Genomic DNA, 15,604 nt, shown 5'->3' with positions numbered 1-15,604 from the left:
CGTGTATCGCACCGCTATAGCACGCCGCCGAAGGAGAGGCCTAGCCGTACGCCGCGCGTTTGGTTACATGGCGCGCCACCTCACACCCAGGAACGGCAGCTCTCATGGATATCCGCCTCGGCCTCACATTCGACGACGTCCTCCTGTATCCGGGGGAATCGGACGTGCTGCCAAGCCAGGCCGATACCCGGACGCAGGTGACGCGCGGCATCGCGCTCAACATCCCGATCCTATCCTCCGCGATGGACACCGTCACCGAAGCCGACATGGCGATCGTCATGGCGCAGCTCGGCGGCATCGGCGTGCTCCACCGCAATCTGACGATCGAGGAGCAGGTGGTGGCCGTGCGCCAGGTCAAGCGCTTCGAATCGGGCATGGTGGTCAACCCGATCACGATCAGGCCGACCGCGACGCTTGGCGAGGCGCAGGCGCTGATGTCCGGGCACCGGATCAGCGGCATCCCGGTGGTCGAGGCGGACGGCAAGCTCGTCGGTATCCTCACCAACCGCGACGTGCGGTTCGCGGGCGATCCGAAGCAGCCGGTCAGCGAACTCATGACGCACGAGAACCTCGCCACCGTCTCGACCGAAGTCGGCAAGGAAGAGGCGCGCCGCCTGCTCCACGCCCGCCGGATCGAGAAATTGCTGGTGGTCGACGCACAGTATCGTTGCGTCGGCCTGATCACCGTCAAGGACATCGAGAAGGCAGTGATGTTCCCGGATGCGACCAAGGACGAGGCGGGCCGCTTGCGCGTGGCGGCCGCGACGACGGTCGGAGACAAGGGCTTCGACCGGACCGAGCAGCTGGTCGACGCCGGCTGCGACCTGATCGTGATCGACACCGCGCACGGCCACAACCGTGACGTCGGCCGCGCGGTCGAGCGCGTGAAGAAGCTGTCCAATTCGGTCCAGGTGGTGGCCGGCAACGTCGCGACCGGCGAAGCGACGCGCGCGCTGATCGGTGCAGGCGCGGACGGGATCAAGGTCGGCATCGGCCCCGGCTCGATCTGCACGACACGGGTGGTTGCCGGCGTCGGCGTGCCGCAGCTGACCGCGGTGATGGATTGCGCCGAGGCCGGTCACAAGGCCGGCGTGCCCGTGATCGCCGACGGCGGCATCCGCACCTCAGGCGACATGGCCAAGGCGCTCGCGGCCGGCGCATCGACCGTCATGATCGGCTCGCTGCTCGCAGGCACCGACGAGGCCCCTGGAGAGACGTTCCTGTACCAGGGCCGTGCTTACAAGTCGTACCGCGGCATGGGCTCGGTCGGCGCGATGGGCCGCGGGTCAGCGGATCGTTACTTCCAGGGCGACATCAAGGACCAGCTGAAGCTCGTGCCCGAGGGTATCGAGGGACAGGTCGCGTACAAGGGCCCGGCAAGGGATGTCGTTCACCAGCTCGTCGGCGGCATCAAGGCGGCGATGGGGTATACGGGTTCCGCGACGATTCCCGATCTCCAGGCGCGCGCGGAGTTCGTCCAGATCACCGGAGCCGGGCTGATGGAGAGCCATGTCCACGACGTGACGATCACGCGCGAAGCGCCGAACTACCCCACGCGGTGAGGCTTGGGTGATCGGTGAGGGCTCGGCTAGGCGCCTCGCTGTCTCCCGCGAAGGCGGAAGCCCAGTCTGGATCCCCGCCTTCGCGGGGAAACAGGCTTTGCGCGCTCGGCTCGAACGGCACTCCAATATTCCGTCATCCCGGCGAACGCCGGGACCCACGGACACGGCGGACCCAGCGAAGCGCGCAACCATTACCCAAACCGCAACCATGGGTCCCGGCGTCCGCCGGGATGACGGGGAAGGGGATGACGGGTGAACGGGTGAACGGGGGGTATGCGCTGCGGCGTGGCGGCCGACCCGAAATTATTCCCCTCCCGCCCGCGGGAGGGGCTAGGGGAGGGGATGATGACGAACACCCCGTACCAAACCTCCCCCCGAACCCACACGAATTCGGGAGCCAACACGTGACTCCCCCAGCACGCACCCAGGCCGCGATCGAACTCCTCGACCAGATCATCGCCGCCGCCCGCGAGTCCGGCGCCGCCGCCGACACGCTGATCGCCCGCTATTTCCAGACCCGCCGCTACGCCGGCTCCAAGGACCGCCGCGCCGTCCGCGAACTCGTCTACGCCGCGATCCGCAAGGCCGGTGACCGCCCCGAAAACGGCCGAACCGCGATGCTGCTCGTCGCCGACGCCGACCCGGAACTGGCCGCGACCTTCGACGGCTCGACCCACGCCCCGGCCCCGATCGCCAAGGACGAACCCCGCGCCCGCGCCGGTGTCGCCCCGCAGTGGCTGACCAAAGCCCTCCGCGCATCCGGCCTGGACGGCGCCGCGCTGACCGACCTCGCCGGCCGCGCCACGCTAGATCTCCGCGTCAACACGCTGATCTCGGACCGCGCGACCGTCCTCGCCGCGCTCCCGGAAGCCGAAGCCACCCCCCACGCTCCCGACGGCATCCGCCTCCCGACCGGCACCAACGTCGAAGCGCTCCCGCTCTTCAACGAAGGCGCGCTCGAAGTGCAGGACGAGGGCAGCCAGCTTGTCGGCCTCGCGATGCAGGCGAAACCGGGCGAGCGGATCGTCGATCTCTGCGCAGGCGCAGGCGGCAAGACGCTCGCGCTCGCCGCGACGATGAAGAACGAAGGCGTCATCCTCGCGTGCGACACCGATCGCAATCGCCTCTCGCGCCTCGCTCCCCGCGCAACCCGCGCCGGCGCGATGATCGTCGAGAGCCGCCTGCTCAACCCGACGCGCGAGATCGAGGCGCTCAGCGAATGGGCCGGTCGCGCTGACGGCGTACTCGTCGACGCACCGTGTTCGGGCACCGGCACGTGGCGGCGCAATCCCGAGGCGCGCTGGAGGCTCACCCCCGACCGTGTTTCGCGGCTGCAATCGACGCAGCAGCAGGTGCTCTCGGTCGCCGCCACGCTGGTCAAGCCCGGCGGCGCGCTCGTCTACATCGTCTGCTCGCTGCTCGACGCCGAGGGCACCGATCAGGTCACCTGGTTCCTGAACGCGCATCCCGGCTGGACGACCGAGCCCCTGACACTCCCCGCCGGCGCGAAACACGGCCACGGCGTCCGCCTCGAACCCGGCCGCGACGGCACCGACGGCTTTTTTGTCGCGCGCCTCCGGGCTGCGTGCTAGCCAGCCGCCAATGACCCGCCTGGAGACGATCATGCGTTTTTCGTCCGTTGCCCTTGCCGCCACGCTGACCATCGTGTGCGTATCGACCTCGCTCAGCGGGCAGCGCCCCGACGCGCAGATCGATGCCCGCTCGATGCAGCTTCTGGCGCAAGGCCGGTCGTTGGTGGCGGCGGGTAATCTCGACGCTGCGACCGATGTTCTGGAGACGTCGGTCGCAGTCGATCCGCGCAATCGGGCGTCGTTCCTCCTGCTCGCCAAGGTCGCCGAGACGCGCGACCTGCCGGGCAAGGCGATCCGCCTGTACCGCGAGGCGTTGCTGCTCGAACCGAACGACGTTGCGGCGTTGAAGGGGCAGGGCGAGGCACTGGTGGCAAAGGGCGCCGTGGTCCGCGCGAAGGACAACCTCGTGAAGATCCGCACGCTCTGCAAGGGTGTATGCCCCGAGGCGACGCAGCTCGCGGCGGTGATCGCCAAGGGGCCGCCAGTCACAACCGCGCAGGTCGAGAAGACCCCGGTCGCCGCCAAGGACTGACGCTTCTTGCATTGATCCTCCCCCGCCAGGGGGAGGTGGCAGCCATCTTAGGCTGACGGAGGGGGAGGCAAGCGAAACCGCCGTTCCGTGTCCTCCCCCTCCGTCACCTTCGGCGACACCTCCCCCTTGCGGGGGAGGATCGTCAAGTTCACCCGACCGCTTTCGCCAACGCCGTAAAATCCGCCACCGACAGCGTTTCCGCCCGCCGCGTAGCCTCCACCCCGATCCGTTCCAGCGCATCGAGCGCCCCCGGCACGCCCTTCAAACTCTGCCGCAACATCTTCCGCCGCTGCCCGAACGCCGCCCCCGTCAGCCGCTCGAGCACCGCGAAGTTCACCCCCTCGGGCGCGTCCACCGGCACCAGGTGCACCACCGCGGACATCACCTTGGGCGGCGGCGTGAAAGCCGATCGGTGCACCGGCATCGCGATCCGCGCAGTCGAGCGCCACTGCGCCAGCACCGCCAGCCGCCCATAATGATCGTCATTGGTCTTGGCGACGATCCGCTCGGCGACTTCCTTCTGGAACATCAGCGTGCACGACTGCCACCACGGCAGCCACGCCGCCGATAGCCACCCGACCAGCAACGCCGTGCCGATATTATAGGGCAGGTTCGACACGATATGCGGCTTGCCCTCGAACAGCGTTGGCGCATCGATTGCCATCGCGTCGCCCTCGATCACGCGCAGCCTGCCCGGATATGCCTCGCCGAGTTCGGCCAGCGCCGGGATACACCGCCGGTCACGCTCGATCGCCGTCACCCGAGCCCCCGCCGCAAGCAGCGCGCGCGTCAGGCCACCAGGTCCAGGCCCGACTTCCAGCACTTCCGCACCACGCAGATCGCCCGGGACCGCCGCGATCCGCTTGAGCAACTGCATGTCGAACAGGAAATTCTGCCCGAGCGCCTTGCTCGCGTTCAAACCGTACCGCGCAATGACCTCGCGCAGCGGGGGCAGCGCCGTTACCGCATCGCTCACGACTTGCAGGCTGCGGTCTGCGCGCGCCGGTCGGCCGCGTCGCCCGCCATCGCGATCGCCGCGATCATCGCACCCGGCTCGGCGAGGTTCTTGCCGGCGATCGCAAATGCAGTGCCGTGATCGGGCGAGGTCCGCACGATCGGCAGACCCAGCGTCATGTTGACGCCCTCGTCAAAATGGATCGTCTTGAGCGGCACCAGCGCCTGGTCGTGATAACAGCACATCACGACGTCATACGTGGCACGCGCCCGCGGGTGAAACATCGTGTCCGCCGCAAACGGCCCGGTCGCATCGATGCCTTCGTCCCGCAGGATCGCGATCGCCGGCGCGATGATTTCGATCTCCTCGCGCCCGAGCGCACCCTGTTCGCCGGCATGCGGATTGAAGCCCGCAAAGGCGAGCCGCGGGTTCTCGATCCCGAAATTCCGCAGCAGCCCCCGCGCCGTCGCGCGAGATTTCGCCACGATCAGTTCGATCGACAGCGCGCTCGACACGGCGTTCAGCGGAATATGCGTGGTCATCGGCACCACCTTCAGCGAGGGTCCGGCCAGCATCATCACCGCATTGTCACCCGCCACGCCATAGCGTTCGGCAACGAACTCGGTCTGCCCCGGATGACTGAAGCCGATCGCATATAGTTGTGACTTCGACACCGGCCCCGTCACCAGCGCGCGCGCCGCCCCGGTACGGACAAGCCCCACCGCCAGCTCCAGCGAATGCAGCGCACATCGCGCGCCATCGGCGTCCGGGTGCCCGGGAACGATCGTCCCGGCGTCGCCCACGGTCAGCACCGGCAGCGCATCGGCGAACACCGCGCCGGCTTCGTTCATATCCGCGACCCGCGCGATCGGGCCGGTCCAGACCCGCTCGATCGCGCGCGCATCGCCGACCGCCACGAACGGCGGCAGGCCATGCGTCGCCCGCGCGTCCCACGCCTTGGCGATGATCTCGGGCCCGATCCCCGCAGGATCGCCCATCGATACCGCGAGCGGGTGGACGCGCGTCACGCCCCGGTTACCATGTCGCGATCACCGATAGTCGACCACGGCATCGCGCCGCAGATCGCGCAGCTTCTGCTGGGCGCGCAGGTTGACGCGCTGCTGTTCGAGCTGGCCCTGGATCTGCTCCGAGTTCGGCACCGACCCGGCCTGCGCATCGTCGCGTCCGCACAGCACCAGCGCGCGCACGCCCTGTTCCGCAGAGCCGAACGGCGGCGTCGACTGACCGACCTGAAGCTTCAGCATGATCTCCTGAAGCTGGGGCGGCAGGTCGCGGATGCGGACCGTGTCGTTGTCGACCACTTCCGCGCCGATCCCAGCCGCAACCTTCTCGACGGTGCCGCAGCCGCGCAATTCCTGCGTCGCCTTGGCGAAGGCCTGGGCACGCGCCGCAGCCTGCACCTGATTGGTGTTCGGCGGGAACTTCAGCGTCAGCTGCTTGAGGCTGAGCTTCGCGTCACGGGGATCGGCCGTCAGCACCTGGCGTTTGTCGGTCAGATACAGGATCGAATAGCCGCCCGAGACCTCGATCGGCCCCGCGACCTGGCCGACCTGCATCGTCGTTGCCGCTTCGGCGAGCTGCGCCGGCAGCGTCGCGGCGCGAATCCAGCCGAGATCGCCGCCGACCGCACGGGTCGACGCTTCGGAGAACTGACGCGCGTAATATTCGAACGGCTGCGCGCCCTTCTGGATCTCGGCCAGGATCTGCTTGGCGTTGGCATAGACCTGCTGGCCGTTCGCCGGCGTCGCCGCGAGATAGATTTCCTTGAGGTTGAACTCGTCGGTGCCCTTGGCCGCCTGGAGACGGTCGATGATCGACTTCACTTCCTCGTCGCCGACGTTGACGAACGGCTCGACGCGCTTGCGGAGATACCGCTGCCATGCCAGCTCGCCCTCGATCTGGCGCTTGAGCGAGCGTTCCGACGAGCCGGATTCGCGCAGATAGGCGCGCATCGCGTCCGGCGTCCGATTGAACCGCTTCGACACGGCATCGTAGCTCTGCGTCAGCTCGGGCTGCGTGATGACTACGTCGGCGGTCTTCGCCTCCTGGATCTGCAGCGTCTCGTCGATCAGCTGGCGCAGCACCTGAAGCTTCAGCCGCTCGCGATCCTCCGGCGACAGCTTCGCTTCGTTCGCCATCGCCACCAGCGCCACGCGCTGGTCGACGTCGGTGCCGGTGATCACCGTGTCGTTGACGATCGCGGTCGGCTTGCGGACGTTGGGGTCGAGCTTACCGAAGATCTGCAGGTTGGTCGGGATGTCGAGACCTGTATTGTCCGGCACGCTCTGATCCTGGACCGTCTGACCGGCGCCGGCCTGGCCCGCGGCACCCTGCGGAGGAGCGCTCTGCGCGATCGCACTTGCCGCCAGCGCGGCCAGAACCACCGCCCCGATCACACGGCTGCTACGCGCCGCCAGTCGAACATCATGCTTCAAGTGTCGGTATCCCATCATCGCACGCCGTACATCGCACCGTCATTGCGATGACGGCGCGTATCTGGCGCGGTTTGCTCCAAACTAGCTGAACGCGGGCTTAGCGGCCGAGGTTGGTGAAGGCCAGCGTCAACAGGAAGCTGTTCCCCTTACGCGCGTCGCCCGTGTCGTTGTAGGTCCGCCGCCAGGTCCCGCCGAAGCGCAGGCAGTCGTCCTCGTACTGGATGCCGATACGGTGGCGAATCGGCGTGAAGCCGTCGCTGCGCGACAGTGGGTCTTCCGACGCGTTGGTGAGATCGAGGACGCCCGAGCCGAACGCCGACCAGAACCGTGCGAACTGGACGCGGCCCGCGACGCGGGCCTCCTCGCGGTCGCGGAGATCCTCGATCGAGGCGTCGATGTTGCGGTTGAGCTTCAGATATCCGACCAGCACATAGGTCGCCCGCGAGCCGATTGTCGCGTCGACCTCGTTGCGGCGGATCGCAAAGCCGTCCTTGTCGAGTCGATAGCGGTGGACGATCGAGACGAAGTCGCGGAACCGAAGCTCGCTGCGCCCGACGATGTCGGAGAACCGATCGCTGAGGCCGGTACCATCCGGCAGGATGGTCGGACGCAGATCCAGCCGATAGCTCTGACCGACATTGGTGGTGAAGCTGATGCCCGGCAGGTCGAGCGCCCATTCGCCGCCATAGGTCATGCGCGACGAATCCTCGAACCGGTCATAGCCGGCGAACCGGTTCAGCGAGAACAGGTTGGTGTCGTCGAGATCGACCGCGCGGGAATCCTCGTTCGGCAAGGTGATGTTCGCGACCTTCGGCGCCGCAACGAACTGGACCCGCGGGGTGAAACGCTGCGTGCCGCCGAGGAACGTGCCGATGAAAGGCCATTTCACGTCGACCGCAACCGCACCGATCGCACGCTGGTGAAAGCCCTCTAGCCCACGATAGCTGATGTTGGTCGTCGCGTCGGTATTGTTGGTATTATACAGGTCGCCGCGGGCGAACGCCGTGAACGTGACCTCCTGGCCCCAGTTGGTGAAGCGGCGCAGGTCCCATTGGAGGCTGGCGAACGCGCGCTGCGTGTCCTGGCCATCGGTGCGGGTCAGCGCGAGCGTGTTCAGCTGGAGCTGGAAGCGGCCGCCGACCAGTCCGTCGTCGAACCGCTTGCGATAGTCGATCTCGGGCAGCGCGATCGGCTGATCCCCCTGCCTGTCGGCGACCCTCAACGTCTGCGCATACCAGCCACTCAGCGAGAAATAGCTGCTGTCGTCGATCCGCTCCAGGCTCGCCGTGGTGCGCAGGCGATCATCGCGCGAGATGTCGTAGCGGCGCAGGAACGTCCGGTCGGTCGTCAGGCGCAGCGATCCGCTCGCGGTCCAGTTCGGCGACAGCTGATAGCGCCCCACGCCGTCTATATAGCCGCGGAACGCCATGCTCGTGTCGGTCGGGTTGGCTGTCGTCAGGTCGTCGCTGCGCCGGCTTTCAGTCGCATAGGCGCGCACTTTGAATGCGCCCTTCGAATTGAGCGCGGAATAATCGACCTGCGCCATTGGCAGCACGCTGCTGTAGATGTGCGGGGTGATGACCAGCCCCTGGTTGGGGGCAAGCTTCCAGTAATAGGGAACGCTGACTTCGACGCCGTTGACGCGGCTGTATCCGCCGTTCGGCGAGAGCAACCCACTGTCGCTCCCGCCACCGACCGGATTGGAGAATTCGGGTAGCGGCAGGCTCGGCAGGCCGAACAGGTGCAGGCGCGCGCCCTTGTAGAAGATGCGCTTCCGCTCCGGACGATAGGTGACGCGGACCGCGGTGATCTTCCACGTCGGTTCCTTCGGGCAACCGGCGGAATTGGTGACGCCGCACGGCGTGTAGGCCGCCGTCTTCAAATTGACCGTGCCGTCGGCGTCGCGCGTGCCCTGCTCGGCGGCGAGGCGGCCGCCCTGTTCGAGCACGACCAGCATGTTGTCGACCACGCCGTCCTTCAGCGAATCGGTCAGGTTGATCTCGTCGCCGTACGCGATGTCGCCTTCGGGATTGGTGACCGCGATGTTGCCGGTCGCGACGACCTTGCCGGTCTTGCGGTCCCACACGACCTTGTCGGCGCGCAGGCGGCTGCCCTGGCGGAACATCCGGACTTCACCGGTCGCGGTGACGATATCGGTGTTGGTGTTGTATTCCAGCGCCGTGGAGCTGAACTGCACCTGGTCTTCGGCCGGCGTCGCCGTTGACGCATTGGCGACCGGCGGGTCCTGCACCGGTGGCGCGACCGGACGGTTCTGGAAATCCTGGGCCTGCACGGGCGAGCTTGCCAGTCCGCACGCCAGCGCGAGCGAAACGGCACAACCCGTCAAAAGGTCGATACGCAACACGATCCGAACCAACCCCTTTGGCACTGGGCAGCCGTTTGCCGCCATATCGCCCGCCTATCGCACCACCGGCCCTTCGCTGCAATCGCATCCCGCACCCGCTTGCAGGCACGTCGCTGCAATCATCGCGCGTCGACGGGCTCCACCTTGCTTTGCCGGACCCGCGGCATCAACTTATGGGGCACGTACATCCGTTCAAAAGCTTCCCGAGGTTTCTTCATGCAGATCGTCTTCGCCCCGACCGTACCCGCCAACGCCCAGATCCTGGCCGTCCCCGTCGCAAAGGACGGCGTGGCGCAGACCAAGTGGAGCGCGATCGGCGGCGATGTCGAGGCGGTGGCGACCGGCGCAGCGGCGGCCGCGCGGTTCGCGGGCGAGGCAGGCTCGGTCGTCGAGCTGTTCGTGCCCGTCGACGGTGCAGTCCGCCAGGTCCTGCTCATCGGCGTCGGCACGGGCGAGAACGCCGATTGGGAGAAGGCCGGCGGCGCGATCACCGCACGCCTGCTGACCTCGGGCGCGACGTCGGTCGCCGCCGATCTCTCCGCCGGTGCCACGCCGACCCCGAAGGCCGCCGCGCACTTCGCCGCCGCCGCCGCCCAGCGCGCATGGCGCTACGACACGTACCGTACCAAGCTGGCCGAGAAGTCGAAGCCGACGCTGACGGAGATCACCATCGCTGGCGCGCCCGACGGCACCGACGCTGCCTGGGCTGAGCAGTCCGCGGTCACCGGCGGTCTCGACCTGACGCGTTGGCTGGTCACCTCGCCGCCGAACGTCGTCTATCCCGAGAGCTTCGTCGAGAAGGTGACGAAGGAGGTCGAGGGCCTCGGGCTCGAGATCACCGTGCTCGACGAGGCACAGATGACCGAACTCGGCATGGGCTCGTTGCTTGGCGTCAGCCAGGGCTCGCGCCGTGAAGCACGCATCCTTGCGCTCAAGTGGGACGGGGCTGGCGCCGACGCGCCGACGCTCGCGTTCGTCGGCAAGGGCGTGACGTTCGATTCGGGCGGTATCTCGATCAAACCCGGCGCGGGCATGGAAGACATGAAGTGGGACATGGGCGGCGCTGGCGCCGTCGCCGGCGCGATGAAGGCGCTGGCCAGCCGCAAGGCGAAGGCGAACGTCGTCGGTGTGATGGGCCTGGTCGAGAACATGCCCGACGGGGCCGCACTGCGCCCGAGCGACGTCATCACCTCGATGTCCGGCCAGACGATCGAAGTGCTCAACACCGACGCCGAGGGTCGTCTCGTGCTGTGCGATTGCGTCACGTGGGTGCAGCAGGCGCACAAGCCGACCACGATCATCGATCTCGCCACGCTCACGGGGGCGATGATCGTCGCGCTCGGCACCGAGAATGGCGGCATCTTCGCCAATGACGACGCGCTTGCCGATCAGTTGATTGCGGCCGGCAAGACCACCGGCGACACGCTCTGGCGCTTCCCGCTGTCGCCTGCCTACGACAAGCTGATCGATTCGCCGATCGCCGACATGAAGAACGTCGGCCCCCGCGGCGCCGGCTCGATCACCGCCGCCCAGTTCATCAAGCGCTTCGTCGACGAAGGCGTGAAGTGGGCGCATCTCGACATCGCCGGCATGGTCTGGTCCGACAAGCCGGGAACGAACCACGACAAGGGCGCAACCGGCTACGGCGTGCGGTTGCTCGACCAGTTCGTCGCCGACAATTTCGAGGGCTGAACGCAAGAATTCCCCTCCCGCTTGCGGGAGGGGTTAGGGGAGGGGAAACTTAACCCCTCCCGTCATCCTGACGAAAGTCAGGACCCAGGATACCAAGCGATGCTCTCTGAGGCTCTGGGTCCTGACCTGCGTCAGGATGACGGAGCGGTTGTGGTAGAGCAAGGGAAACCAATGCAGGTCGATTTCTACCACCTAACAGCCCCCCTCGACCGCGTCCTCCCGCGCATCGCCGAGCGCGTTGTCGCAACCGGCGGCCGTCTCCTCATAGTCGCCGAACCCCAGGAACAACGCACCGCCCTCGACCGCCTGCTCTGGTCCTACGCCCCGGAGAGCTTTCTCCCCCACGCCCAGGCCGGCAGCAACGACGATGCAGAGCAACCCATTCTGATCGCCGACGACATACTCGAAACCGCCCCGGCCAACGCCGCCCGCAACGTCGCGGTGGTAGACGGTCGGTGGCGGGACCTGACCCTGACCTTCGACCGCGCCTTCCACATCTTCGACGACGAAGCCATCCGCGAAGCCCGCCTCGCCTGGAAGGCACTCGCCGACCGCGAAGACGTCGAACGCCGCTACTGGAAACAGAACGACGCCGGGCGTTGGGAACAGGCCGCCTAGTTGCATTCGGACCGCCCCGGCTCTAGGGCGGCGCCACTTTTCCAAAGCTTTATCACAGGAGCCCGTGACCATCATGGCCGCGAACCGTACCTTTTCGATCATCAAGCCCGACGCAACCCGCCGCAACCTGACCGGTGCGGTCACCAAGATGCTCGAGGAAGCCGGCCTGCGCGTCGTCGCTTCGAAGCGCATCCAGATGACCCGCGAGCAGGCCGAGGGCTTCTACGCGGTCCACAAGGAGCGTCCGTTCTTCGGCGAGCTCGTCTCGTTCATGATCTCTGGCCCGGTCGTCGTCCAGGTTCTCGAAGGCGAGAACGCGATGCAGCGCAACCGCGACATCATGGGCGCCACCAACCCCGCCAACGCAGAGCCCGGCACGATCCGCAAGGAACTCGCCGAGACGATCGAAGCGAACTCGGTGCACGGTTCGGATTCGGACGAGAACGCCGAGATCGAGATCGCGTACTTCTTCAAGCCCGAAGAAATCGTCGGCTGATGACCTGGCGGTTGCGACGGGCAGGGCCGGGCGACGCGCCCATGCTGTCGCTCGTCGCATCCGCCACGTTCCTCGATACTTATGCGACCGTGCTGACCGGGGCGGACATCGTCGCCCACTGCACGATGAAGAATAACATCGCCACGTTCGAGACGTGGCTGGCCGATCCCTCGACGATCGTGACGCTCGCCGAGCACGAACCCGGCCACGCGCCGATCGGCTATACGGTTTTGACCGCGCCGGATTTCCCGATCGAACCAGGCCCCGCGGACACAGAACTCCGCCGCATCTACCTGATGAAGCACGCGCAAGGCACAGGCCTGGGCGCCGCGCTAATGATGCGCGCCTTGGAAGACGCCTCCGTGGCAGGCCGAACCCGCGTCCTGCTAGGCGTATGGGACCAGAACACCCGCGCCCGAGCCTTCTACGAACGTCACGGCTTCAAGGTAATCGGCGCCCGCCAGTTCACAGTAGGCACCACCCTCCACGAAGACCCGGTCTACGCCAGGGCGGTCTGAGGTTCCCCGGCGGAAGCGCGCCGCACTGCACAGCAGCGCCACCACCCCGGCGAAGGCCGGGGCCCAATTGGAAAGGTCGCAGTAACGGACCGCTGCCCTCCGTTAGCAACGTTCCCCAATTGGACCCCGGCCTCCGCCGGGGTGGTGCCGTTTAGAGGTAGGCAATCACGTCGCGGGCTTCTCTCTCGCCCAGATCGCATCAAGCTTCGCCTGATCACCGCCGCGCTGGCGAACGCGCAAGCCCTCGAGCTTCAGTGACCGACCCATCAAGGGCAAGCCGGCTTCGGTCTTCCAGATCACTTCATAGATGCCGCTCGCCGACCGGGTCGTGTCGCCATCAAAATATTGGACGCTAACCAGAACCGGCAATCGGCCTGCTCGGTTGTCCGCGCCGCCATCGGTCAACTTCAGAAGCGGTTTAGAGAACCAGGATTTGTCGATGACCGGTTCCGCCGGTGGCCGCTGCGGCGATACGCCCAGCGCACGGGGGAAGGTGATCGTCACGTCCTGAAGGTCATGCCGCGCATCCTTCAGCAACAGCGTATCGCCGCCATCCTGCACGATCGCCGACAGATCGATCTTGGTCCGCTCGCGCGCAGCACTCGACTGCGCGGCAAGCTTGTCCGCCTCGTTAGCCCGGTGATCCGACCAGTTCGTCCACAACGTCAGCGCGGCGATCAGCACGCCTGCAACCGCCACGACTTCCGCCAACGTGACCCAGCGCCGCCGCGTTGCCGCAGCCTCGCGCCGTTCGGTCGGCGTCTCGCCGCTCATCGCCCGCCAGCCTCCAGCAACCGGGCAGGGGCCGCCAGTTCCCAACTCCGCGCGATCCGGTCCTCGACCAGCGCCCAGTCCGGATCGCCCGCAAGGTTCACGCCGACCCACCCGGTCGCACCAAGATACGCCGGCCGCGAATACACATCTGGGTTCGCCTCGATCAGCATCGCCTGCTCGTCGGCCTCACCCGTCTTCACGCACACAACCGTCGTCCCATCACCATGATGGTCCGCACGGAACTGCGCAAACTGCTTGCCCGCGACGAAGAACGTCGGCTGCCCATGCGACACCGTCTCTTCGGTCTCCGGCAACGCCAACGCCGCCGCACGAACGCGGTCGAGAGGGGACAGATCGGTCATCGCGTCACGAACTCCGCCAAGGTCTTGGAATACAGCGCATGTTCGGCCGCAAGCACGCGCTCCGCAAGCGCATCCGCATCGTCATCCGCAAGGATCGGCACCTCGGCTTGGCCCAGCACCACGCCTCCATCGAGTTCCTCGGTCACGACATGCACCGAACACCCGCCGGCCGCATCCCCCGCCGCGATCGCCCGCGCGTGCGTGTCGAGCCCCTTGTACTTGGGCAGCAGCGACGGGTGAATGTTGACGATCCGGCCACGCCACGCCGCGACGAAACCGTCCGACAGCAACCGCATATACCCGGCCAGCGCAACGACCTCGACGCCAGCCTCACGCAACGCCGCATCGATCGCCGCCTCGTAAGCAGGCTTCCCTAAACCCTTGGGTGAAAGCGCAAACGTCGCCAGACCCTGCGACCGCGCCCATTCGAGCCCAGCCGCATCCGGCTTGTCCGAAGCCACCAACGCGATCTCATACGGACTCTCGGCCGCGCGCGACGCAGCCACCAGCGCCATCATGTTGGATCCGCGCCCCGAGATCAGCACGCCGACCCGCGTCTTCTCAGCCATGCGTCGCGGTCCAGTCCTCGCGCGCACTCCAGGTGCCCGCCGACCCGCGAACCGTGCAGCCATGCGCCCCGGTCTCGATTCGCCCGATGGTGAACACCGTCTCGTCCGCCGCCTCCAGTGCCGAAGTCACCGCCTCGGCCTCGTCGGCGCTTACGATCACGACCATGCCGATGCCGCAGTTGAACGTCCGCGCCATCTCCTCCGGCTCGATCGCGCCCTGCGCCTGGAGGAACGCCATCAACCGCGACTGCTCCCACGCATCGGCATCGACCACCGCATGCATGCCCTCAGGCAGCACGCGCGGAATGTTCTCCAGCAGGCCACCACCGGTGATATGCGCCAGTCCCTTGATCCGCCGCTCGCGCAGCAACGGCAGCAGGCTCGCTACGTAAATGCGAGTCGGCGCCATCAGGTGATCGATCAGCAACCTTTCCTGATCGAACAGCGCAGGCCGATCGAGCTTCCAACCGCGATCCGTCGCCAGCCTGCGAACCAGCGAGAACCCGTTCGAATGCACCCCCGACGACGCCAGCCCGAGCATCACGTCGCCCGCCGCGATCTCGCGCCCAGTGAGCACGTTGGTCCGCTCGACCGCGCCGACGCAGAAGCCCGCGAGGTCGTAATCGCCGTCCGCATACATGCCCGGCATCTCGGCGGTCTCGCCACCGATCAACGCGCAACCCGCGGTCTTGCACCCTTCCGCGATCGACGCGACGACACGCTCGGCAACCGCCGCGTCGAGCTTCCCGCTGGCATAATAATCGAGAAAAAACAGCGGCTCGGCGCCCTGCACGATCAGGTCGTTGACGCACATCGCGACCAGGTCGACGCCGACGCCTTCATGGCGATCCCATTCGATCGCCAGCTTCAGCTTGGTGCCGACCCCGTCGTTCGCCGCGACCAGCAGAGGGTCAACGAACCCTGCCGCCTTCAGGTCGAACATCCCGCCGAACCCGCCAAGATCCGCGTCTGCACCCGGCCGCCGCGTCGAGCGCGCGAGCGGGGCGATCGCGCGCACCAACGCGTTGCCTGCGGCGATCGAAACGCCCGCTTGAGCGTAGGTATAGGAGCCCGTGGCGGGAGCGGCGGAGTCTGGCGTATCGGTCATGATCG

15 protein-coding genes are annotated in these 15,604 nt (G+C 67.0%); 7 read left to right on the top strand and 8 right to left on the bottom strand.

What is annotated here, in order from left to right; translation table 11 throughout:
• The first annotated feature begins 104 nt into the window (after window positions 1-104).
• The 3 genes from guaB (at window position 105) to U1737_RS02910 (ending at window position 3,686) form a co-directional block, all read left to right on the top strand.
• The gene (gene guaB, locus U1737_RS02920) at window positions 105-1,562 is read left to right on the top strand and encodes an IMP dehydrogenase (protein ID WP_332795538.1); all 1,458 of its coding nucleotides are present in this window, start codon (window positions 105-107) and stop codon (window positions 1,560-1,562) included.
• Window positions 1,563-1,966: 404 nt separating this feature from the next.
• Complete coding sequence (locus U1737_RS02915) at window positions 1,967-3,154, top strand: RsmB/NOP family class I SAM-dependent RNA methyltransferase (RefSeq protein ID WP_332795537.1); 1,188 nt, start codon at window positions 1,967-1,969, stop codon at window positions 3,152-3,154.
• Window positions 3,155-3,185: 31 nt separating this feature from the next.
• Window positions 3,186-3,686, top strand: a complete 501-nt coding sequence (locus tag U1737_RS02910; protein ID WP_248520692.1) for a tetratricopeptide repeat protein — start codon at window positions 3,186-3,188, stop codon at window positions 3,684-3,686.
• Window positions 3,687-3,834: 148 nt separating this feature from the next.
• On the opposite strand, the gene rsmA is transcribed toward U1737_RS02910, so the two are convergent.
• From rsmA to U1737_RS02890, 4 genes are all read right to left on the bottom strand, one after another.
• Entirely contained in the window at window positions 3,835-4,662 is an 828-nt protein-coding gene (gene rsmA, locus U1737_RS02905; RefSeq protein ID WP_332795536.1) for a 16S rRNA (adenine(1518)-N(6)/adenine(1519)-N(6))-dimethyltransferase RsmA, read from the bottom strand.
• Window positions 4,659-5,669 carry a 4-hydroxythreonine-4-phosphate dehydrogenase PdxA gene (gene pdxA / locus U1737_RS02900; RefSeq protein ID WP_332795535.1) on the bottom strand — a complete coding sequence of 337 codons (1,011 nt, stop codon included), beginning with the start codon at window positions 5,667-5,669 and terminating at the stop codon, window positions 4,659-4,661. The genes rsmA and pdxA overlap by 4 nt, the downstream gene beginning before the upstream one ends.
• Window positions 5,670-5,690: 21 nt before the next feature.
• Window positions 5,691-7,112: a peptidylprolyl isomerase gene (locus U1737_RS02895; protein ID WP_443027067.1), complete on the bottom strand. Its 1,422-nt coding sequence runs from the start codon at window positions 7,110-7,112 to the stop codon at window positions 5,691-5,693.
• Between the two features lie 82 nt (window positions 7,113-7,194).
• Entirely contained in the window at window positions 7,195-9,462 is a 2,268-nt protein-coding gene (locus U1737_RS02890; RefSeq protein ID WP_443027066.1) for an LPS-assembly protein LptD, read from the bottom strand.
• A gap of 216 nt (window positions 9,463-9,678) precedes the next feature.
• Between U1737_RS02890 and U1737_RS02885 the strand changes: the two genes are divergently transcribed.
• The 4 genes from U1737_RS02885 to U1737_RS02870 all read left to right on the top strand — a co-directional run bounded on the left by U1737_RS02885 (window position 9,679) and on the right by U1737_RS02870 (window position 12,786).
• The gene (locus U1737_RS02885; RefSeq protein WP_332795532.1) at window positions 9,679-11,154 is read left to right on the top strand and encodes a leucyl aminopeptidase; all 1,476 of its coding nucleotides are present in this window, start codon (window positions 9,679-9,681) and stop codon (window positions 11,152-11,154) included.
• Window positions 11,155-11,325: 171 nt separating this feature from the next.
• Window positions 11,326-11,772 carry a DNA polymerase III subunit chi gene (locus U1737_RS02880; RefSeq protein WP_332795531.1) on the top strand — a complete coding sequence of 149 codons (447 nt, stop codon included), beginning with the start codon at window positions 11,326-11,328 and terminating at the stop codon, window positions 11,770-11,772.
• 73 nt (window positions 11,773-11,845) lie between these two features.
• The gene (gene ndk, locus U1737_RS02875; protein ID WP_332795642.1) at window positions 11,846-12,268 is read left to right on the top strand and encodes a nucleoside-diphosphate kinase; all 423 of its coding nucleotides are present in this window, start codon (window positions 11,846-11,848) and stop codon (window positions 12,266-12,268) included.
• Entirely contained in the window at window positions 12,268-12,786 is a 519-nt protein-coding gene (locus U1737_RS02870) for a GNAT family N-acetyltransferase (RefSeq protein WP_332795530.1), read from the top strand. The genes ndk and U1737_RS02870 overlap by 1 nt, the downstream gene beginning before the upstream one ends.
• Window positions 12,787-12,951: 165 nt before the next feature.
• Here U1737_RS02870 and U1737_RS02865 read toward each other — a convergent pair whose 3' ends face one another.
• The 4 genes from U1737_RS02865 to purM are packed head-to-tail and all read right to left on the bottom strand — an operon-like array spanning window position 12,952 to window position 15,599.
• Window positions 12,952-13,560, bottom strand: coding sequence for a hypothetical protein (locus U1737_RS02865; RefSeq protein WP_332795529.1), 609 nt, complete (start codon window positions 13,558-13,560; stop codon window positions 12,952-12,954).
• Complete coding sequence (locus U1737_RS02860; protein WP_332795528.1) at window positions 13,557-13,922, bottom strand: MmcQ/YjbR family DNA-binding protein; 366 nt, start codon at window positions 13,920-13,922, stop codon at window positions 13,557-13,559. Before U1737_RS02860 ends, U1737_RS02865 begins: the two co-directional genes overlap by 4 nt.
• Window positions 13,919-14,491, bottom strand: coding sequence for a phosphoribosylglycinamide formyltransferase (gene purN / locus U1737_RS02855; protein ID WP_332795527.1), 573 nt, complete (start codon window positions 14,489-14,491; stop codon window positions 13,919-13,921). Before purN ends, U1737_RS02860 begins: the two co-directional genes overlap by 4 nt.
• Window positions 14,484-15,599: a phosphoribosylformylglycinamidine cyclo-ligase gene (gene purM / locus U1737_RS02850; RefSeq protein WP_332795526.1), complete on the bottom strand. Its 1,116-nt coding sequence runs from the start codon at window positions 15,597-15,599 to the stop codon at window positions 14,484-14,486. The genes purN and purM overlap by 8 nt, the downstream gene beginning before the upstream one ends.
• Window positions 15,600-15,604: the final 5 nt, after the last annotated feature.

The organism is Sphingomonas fucosidasi, from assembly GCF_036663855.1.
Classification (GTDB): Bacteria; Pseudomonadota; Alphaproteobacteria; order Sphingomonadales; family Sphingomonadaceae; genus Sphingomonas; species Sphingomonas faeni_B.
This window is presented reverse-complemented; position numbering and strand designations above follow the sequence as displayed.

Excerpts from the sequence above, each read along its gene's own strand:
- guaB (WP_332795538.1), top strand. The coding sequence starts at position 105 with ATGGATATCCGCCTCGGCCTCACATTCGACGACGTCCTCCTGTATCCG.
- U1737_RS02910 (WP_248520692.1), top strand. The coding sequence starts at position 3,186 with ATGCGTTTTTCGTCCGTTGCCCTTGCCGCCACGCTGACCATCGTGTGC.
- U1737_RS02895 (WP_443027067.1), bottom strand. The coding sequence starts at position 7,112 with ATGGGATACCGACACTTGAAGCATGATGTTCGACTGGCGGCGCGTAGC.
- U1737_RS02885 (WP_332795532.1), top strand. The coding sequence starts at position 9,679 with ATGCAGATCGTCTTCGCCCCGACCGTACCCGCCAACGCCCAGATCCTG.
- U1737_RS02880 (WP_332795531.1), top strand. The coding sequence starts at position 11,326 with ATGCAGGTCGATTTCTACCACCTAACAGCCCCCCTCGACCGCGTCCTC.
- ndk (WP_332795642.1), top strand. The coding sequence starts at position 11,846 with ATGGCCGCGAACCGTACCTTTTCGATCATCAAGCCCGACGCAACCCGC.
- U1737_RS02870 (WP_332795530.1), top strand. The coding sequence starts at position 12,268 with ATGACCTGGCGGTTGCGACGGGCAGGGCCGGGCGACGCGCCCATGCTG.
- U1737_RS02865 (WP_332795529.1), bottom strand. The coding sequence starts at position 13,560 with ATGAGCGGCGAGACGCCGACCGAACGGCGCGAGGCTGCGGCAACGCGG.
- U1737_RS02860 (WP_332795528.1), bottom strand. The coding sequence starts at position 13,922 with ATGACCGATCTGTCCCCTCTCGACCGCGTTCGTGCGGCGGCGTTGGCG.
- purN (WP_332795527.1), bottom strand. The coding sequence starts at position 14,491 with ATGGCTGAGAAGACGCGGGTCGGCGTGCTGATCTCGGGGCGCGGATCC.
- purM (WP_332795526.1), bottom strand. The coding sequence starts at position 15,599 with ATGACCGATACGCCAGACTCCGCCGCTCCCGCCACGGGCTCCTATACC.